The sequence below is a fragment of the Chrysiogenia bacterium genome (genome assembly GCA_020434085.1).
In the GTDB taxonomy this organism is placed as follows: domain Bacteria; phylum JAGRBM01; class JAGRBM01; order JAGRBM01; family JAGRBM01; genus JAGRBM01.
This window is the reverse complement of record JAGRBM010000512.1, coordinates 1-5,886: the sequence shown is the minus strand read 5'-3', so window position 1 is coordinate 5,886 and position 5,886 is coordinate 1. Positions and strand designations below refer to the sequence as shown.

The window sequence follows — 5,886 nt, the reverse complement described above, 5'->3', positions numbered from 1 at the left end:
TTCCAACATTTACCTTCTCCCTGCCTCGTCTTGCTTCAGCAAACGGCGCCTGTGCGCCTAGCGCGAGGGTGCCGCAACCGCCAGGCCGATCAGGCCCCAGATGACGCTGAAGATGACGTAGAAGATGCGCCAGACAAAGCTCTGGCGATACGCGGCGTAGAAGATACCGAAACTCAGCGGCATGCCGAACCCGATGCCAAGCAGTGCCTCCGATGGATCGGCAAAGGTGACGAAGAGATAAACCGGCCAGAGCAGGATGGTTCCGGCCGCTTCCAACATGGTGGCAACCGGATCGGGGCCGAGTGCGTCTTTCTCGTGCGCGACCCAGAGCGCGAAGAAAGTCAGCCAGATCACGAGTGAAGCGATTGCGTAGAAGCTGTACGAGCGCGCCGGACTCGGGTGCTCTGCCCCCTGCTCTTCCTCTGCATCCATGCCCTCAATCATCCTTCACCACCCGCACTTCGACCGGTTTGAGGCTATCCAAATGCACGTCGCGCTGGGGGAAGGCGATGGTGATGCCGGCGGCCTTGTAGGCCTCGTCCAGCGCATGGCGAATCTGTCCGGCAACGATGCGACGGTCGACCGCTTCGACGAGGTCCACCCAGAAGAGCACCCGGAACACGAGTGCGCTGTCGGCAAAATCCTCGAAGAAGGCGTAGGGCTCGGGGCTCTTCATCACGTGGGGATTGGCCTTCGCCGTCTCCAGCAGGATGCGCTCCACCTCACGCGTGGGGGAGCCGTAGGCCGCGCCCACGGTGAGCTCGACGCGCACCACGTTGTCCGAGAGGGTCCAGTTGAGGACTTCTTTTTCGAGGAAGAAGCTGTTGGGGACGATGAGGTGCATGTTGGCCGGCGTGTGAACCAGCGTGCTGCGCGCGCCGATCTTCGCGACCGTACCGAAGGTGCCGTCGATCTCGATGACATCGCCGATCTTGATGGGGCGCTCCAGCAGCAGGATGAGCCCGCTCACGAAGTTGTTGATGATGTTCTGGCTGCCAAAGCCCACGCCGATGGCCAGCGCGCCGCCCACCACGGTGAAGACCGTCAGCGGCACATTCGCCATGCGCAGGGCCGAGAAGGCGAAGAAGGCCGTGAGCGTATAGTAGGTGATCGCTTCCAGCGATTCGGCCGCGGAGCTGTGGATGCGCCTTGAGCGGCGCACGCGGCGGAAGATCATGCGCGAGATGCGCCGGGAGACCATCAGCCCGATGGTCAGGAAGACGATCGCCATGAGCAGGCTGCGCAGGGTGAGCGGCTCGCCCTGGATGCTCACGATCTCATAGTTGAGCACGTACAGGATTTTGGCCCAGACCTCGCGGTCCCAGAAGCGGCCGGCATGGGTGACGAAAGAGTCCTCGGCGCTCAGTACGAATTGGAGCAGATTGGGCACGGTTCCTCCCGGCGCGCCTTCACGCGCGGCCCGGGACCATTGTTAGTGAAGTTTTGCGGAAACGCGAAGGCGCCTACTCGGCAGCCTCGCCCAGGCATCGCGCGACCACATCGCTCAGGTCGTCGGCGCGCACTGGCTTGTGCAGGAATGCGTCGAATCCCGAGAGACTTGCCGCCTCGCCTTCGTCGATGGCGGTCACGGCGATGATTTTCGCCTTTTCCATCCCCGGCATGCGACGGATGATGCTGGCGGTTGCCTCCCCGTCCATGCGGGGCATCAGAAAGTCCATGAAGATGAGCTGGGGCTTGAGCTTCTCGGCCACGCGGCAGGCTTCCTCGCCACTGGAGACGAAGTGAACCTCCACCGGAAGCCCCTTCAGCGACTTGGTGTAGAAGCTCTCCATGTAGGCCATGTCATCGACGGCCAGAACCAGACATTTTTCCACGCGCAGCCTCCCCGCAGTGCCAATACACTTGGCCCCTCCCTGACAAGTTCGGCTAGGTCCCCGCTGGCATATTTTGCAGTATTTCCAGTAGTTTGCGCAAGCCCTGTTTGGGTGCTTTCGGGGCAAACATGACCAAGGTCATACTTGTGCTTTCGCGATCTCCGCTAGCCTCTGCAGTGTCAGGCAGGAGCGGGCGGAGCTTCCTCTTATGAATCAGCACAAACAATTTGAGCGATGGGCAGTCGCAATCCTCCGGTGGTCCCTGGGCCACCGGGCGCTCGTACTTCTTCTGGCGGCCCTGATGCTGGGCCCGCTGATCGCCCACGGCGTGCACCACATCCGGCAGGTCGACAACTCCCTTCCCGTCTGGTTCGAGGAAGACGACCCCAGCTACCGCTACTACGACCAGTTCAAGGAGGAGTTCGGCTCCGATGAGTTCCTGGCCATCGCCTTCGGCGCAGACGACGTGTTCTCCCCCCGCGCGGTTCTGCTCCAGCAGCAGATCGTCGACGGGGTCGAGCAGGTGCGCGGCATTGAAGAAGTGCGCAGCCTGCTCACCACCAGCCATATCGAGGGCGACGATGACTCGCTGATCATCGACCCCCTGATTCCGCGCGAGGGCAAGCTCTCCGACGAGGAACGCGCCCGCGCCCGGGCCATGGCCCTCGCGGACCCCAGCTTCATCGGGCAGTTTCTCTCGGCCGACGGCAAGTCCGTGGCAGTCCTTGCACGCATCGAGGACACCGAGGACATTGCCGTCAAGGCGCGCATCACCGAGGACGTCAAGGACGTGCTGCGCACCATGCAGTCGCGCTTTCCCGAGTTCAAGGTCTACCTCTCGGGGGCGCCAGCGCTCGACTATGAATTCGATGCATTGAGCCGCGAGGACCAGGACACCTTCTTCCCCCTGGTATTCGTCACAACGACACTCATGCTGTTTCTGATCTTCGGCAGGCCCAGCCACGCGCTCATCCCCACATTCCTGCAGTTCGCCGTGCTGCTGAGCGCCATGGGCATCTTCTACGTCTTCAACGACTACGCCAACATGGCGGTGGGAATGATCGTGCCGATTCTGGTGGCCGTTTCCATCGGCGATAGCGTCCACATCCTCGCGCGCTTCAACGCGCTGGGAGAGAGCATCACCGACCGCCGCGAGCGACTGCTGGCTACCATCGCCGATGAGGCGCGCCCCTGCCTGTTCACCTCGCTCACCACGACGGCGGGCTTTTTCTCATTCGTTACTTCCGACGTGGAACCCATGCGCCAGCTCGGCATTTTCTCGGGCATCGGCTGCATGCTCGCCTACGTCGTCACGCTCATCCTGATTCCGGTTATTCTCTCGTTCATGGGCGACAGGCCGCGCCGCCTGACAATTCGGATGAAGCGCCCCAGGGCGGATGAAGAGGAAAAGGACGGCCCGCTGCAGTCCTTCCTTGCCCGCACCGCGCAGCTCACCACCGACCATCCCTGGCAGATCCTGTGGGCCTCGCTGAGCATCGTGGGCGCGTGCCTGATCGGGGCTGTTTTCCTGCGGGTCGAGTCCAGCATGCTCGAGTTCATTCCCGCCTCGCACCCGGTGCGCCAGGGGCTCACGTTCATTCAGGACAATCTCACCGGCCTGGCACCGCTCGAAGTGATCGTCCAAACCGAGGAGGACGGCGGCAAGGATCCTGAGCTTCTGCGCAAAATCGACGCCGTGCAGGCGAAGATGGAAGCGCTGCCGGTGGTGAGCAACAGCCTCTCCACAGCCGACTACCTCAAGCTCATCAACCAGGAACTCCACGCGGGCGATAGCGCCGAGCACCGCGTCCCCGACACCCGCGAGGAAGTGGCCCAGTATCTGCTGCTGGCCGAGATGAGCGGCGACGAAGAGATCGAAAAGTATGTCAACTACGAGTATTCGCGCCTGCGCATCACCACCATGGCGATGAGCGGCAAGAGCGCCAACTACAAGAGCGTGGTCAGCCGGATGAAAGACGCGCTGGAAAAGTGGCTGCCCGATTACCGGACGCACATCACCGGGATCATCGATCTCTACGGGCGCTTCGATCATCTGCTGATGACAAGCCAGGCCAAGAGCTTCGGCGGCGCCTTCGCGGTGATCTTCCTGTTCATGTGGATCCTGGCGGGGAACTTCCGCCTTGCCCTGCTGGCCATGGTTCCCAACGGGCTGCCCATCGCCATGACGGCGGGGATCATGGGCTATGCGAACATTTCGCTCGATCCGGGAACGGTCTTCGTCGCGGGCATCGCCATGGGAATCGTCGTCGACGACACGGTTCACTATTTGAGCTGCTTCCGCCGCGAGCTCGAATTTCACGGTGACTACACCAAGGCCCTCCACGCCGCGCACCGCCACGTGGGCCCGGCCATCGTCTTCACCTCGACGATCCTGACCATCGGGTTCCTTGTATTGCTTGCGGGGAACTTCTCACCGGTGCGCAACTTCGGCCTGCTCACCTCGCTCACCATGGCCTTTGCCGTGGTGGCCGACCTCTTCCTGCTGCCGGCGCTGCTGGTGCTCATGCGGCCGCTGCCGCTTCCGGCACGCGCGGAAGAGGGTGAGGCAGCGGTGATGGAGACGGCTGGGGTCTAGAATACGTCGCACTCAACCTGATTGGGCGGAAGCGGGGGATTGATTGCCAGCTGGCAATGCCGGCTCTCATCACAAGTATATTGTGGTCTTTTGGTCACAAATTCGACATTGTCGGGCAAAACTTCCATCTGGGAAAATCCTGCTTTCCAGAAGCCCACGTGATGCTCTGAGTCACCAACAGGTCCCTTTTGGCACGCGCGCGAGAAGTAGGCGAGCCCGGCTGTGCCGATCCGATGTTGCGTCACCAACACGCGGTATCGGTCAGCGGCAGCGACGACCTCTCCGCACCATGTAGTTGTTTCATTTTTTCCCACGGAACCACCTCCGGCGGCACGATCATTCATCAAGGTTATCGCCACCTTGTGCCCGCAATCTTCGAACCGCTCGCCAGCAGCGCCATCGCAGCGCGTCTCTTCGTTCAAATCAATTCGCGGCTCGGTGGGGCATTCCCCATAAGGAAGAAACAGGTCCCCCAAAATCGGAATCTTGTGGAAATGTGGCACCTTCTTGGAGATGCAGCTCCCCATGAGCGCCACGCTGAGTGCGGCAACGAGGACAGCCGTCCGCCTCACCCCCGCAGCCCCTCCAGCGCGGCAAGCTGCGCCTCCGCCTCAGCCATGATCTTCGCAATCACCTGCGCCGCCGGCGCGACTTCATGGATGAGTCCCGCGCCGGCACCGGCGGTGTAGTTGCCCTGGGTGCCTTCGGCATCATTGGGGATCTTCGCCATGCCGGCGCCCTGGATCATCATGTAGTCCATGGCCTTCTTGCCGGGCTGGTCCTGGGCGTCGAGCTCGGCGAAGAACTCGTTGCGGATGAGCCGCGTGGGCGAGCTCTTGCGGCAGGCCACGGCCGTGCTGGCGTCGCCGGCGTTGACGAGCACCTTCTTCCAGTTGGCGTGCACGGGGGCCTCGTCGGTGGCAATAAAGCGCGTGCCCATCTGCACGCCCTGCGCCCCGAGCGCCAGCGCGGCGAGCAGGCCGCGCCCGTCGGCGAAGCCGCCCGCGGCGGCAACGGGGATCTTCACCACATCGACCACCTGCGGGATAAGCGAGAGGGTCGGCACTTCGTCGGGGCTGACCTTGCCGCCCGATTCCACGCCCTCGGCCACGATGATGTCGACGCCAGCGTCCTGGGCCTTCATCGCCGTGCGCACCGAGGAGACGACGTGGATCACCGTGATGCCGGCGTCTTTCAAGCGCTGCGTGTATTTGTCGGGCGAGCCCGCCGCCGTGGTGACGATCTTCACGCCCTCTTCAATGGCGATGTCCACGAGCCTTGGCGTCTGCGGGTGGAAGATCGGCATGTTGAGCGCGAAGGGCTTTTGCGTGAGCTCGCGGATCTTGGCGATCTCCTTGCGGGTGCCCTCGGGACCGAAGGTCGCGGTCGAGACCGTCCCCAGCCCGCCGGCCTCCGACACCGCGGCGCTAAGCGCCCCATCACTCACCCCCATCA

6 protein-coding genes are annotated in these 5,886 nt (G+C 62.8%); 1 reads left to right on the top strand and 5 read right to left on the bottom strand.

Features of this window, described 5'->3' with window-relative positions:
• Positions 1-57: 57 nt before the first annotated feature.
• From KDH09_17265 to KDH09_17255, 3 genes are all read right to left on the bottom strand, one after another.
• Complete coding sequence (locus KDH09_17265) at positions 58-432, bottom strand: hypothetical protein (GenBank protein ID MCB0221450.1); 375 nt, start codon at positions 430-432, stop codon at positions 58-60.
• Positions 433-436: 4 nt separating this feature from the next.
• Positions 437-1,390, bottom strand: a complete 954-nt coding sequence (locus KDH09_17260; GenBank protein MCB0221449.1) for a mechanosensitive ion channel — start codon at positions 1,388-1,390, stop codon at positions 437-439.
• 73 nt (positions 1,391-1,463) lie between these two features.
• Positions 1,464-1,835, bottom strand: a complete 372-nt coding sequence (locus tag KDH09_17255; protein ID MCB0221448.1) for a response regulator — start codon at positions 1,833-1,835, stop codon at positions 1,464-1,466.
• A gap of 208 nt (positions 1,836-2,043) precedes the next feature.
• Between KDH09_17255 and KDH09_17250 the strand changes: the two genes are divergently transcribed.
• Positions 2,044-4,431, top strand: a complete 2,388-nt coding sequence (locus tag KDH09_17250) for an MMPL family transporter (protein MCB0221447.1) — start codon at positions 2,044-2,046, stop codon at positions 4,429-4,431.
• Here KDH09_17250 and KDH09_17245 read toward each other — a convergent pair.
• The gene (locus tag KDH09_17245) at positions 4,428-5,003 is read right to left on the bottom strand and encodes a hypothetical protein (protein MCB0221446.1); all 576 of its coding nucleotides are present in this window, start codon (positions 5,001-5,003) and stop codon (positions 4,428-4,430) included. The genes KDH09_17250 and KDH09_17245 overlap by 4 nt on opposite strands.
• Positions 5,000-5,886, bottom strand: an 887-nt coding sequence (locus tag KDH09_17240; GenBank protein ID MCB0221445.1) for a nitronate monooxygenase, incomplete at its 5' end; no start/stop codon positions are given. The genes KDH09_17245 and KDH09_17240, both read right to left, overlap by 4 nt.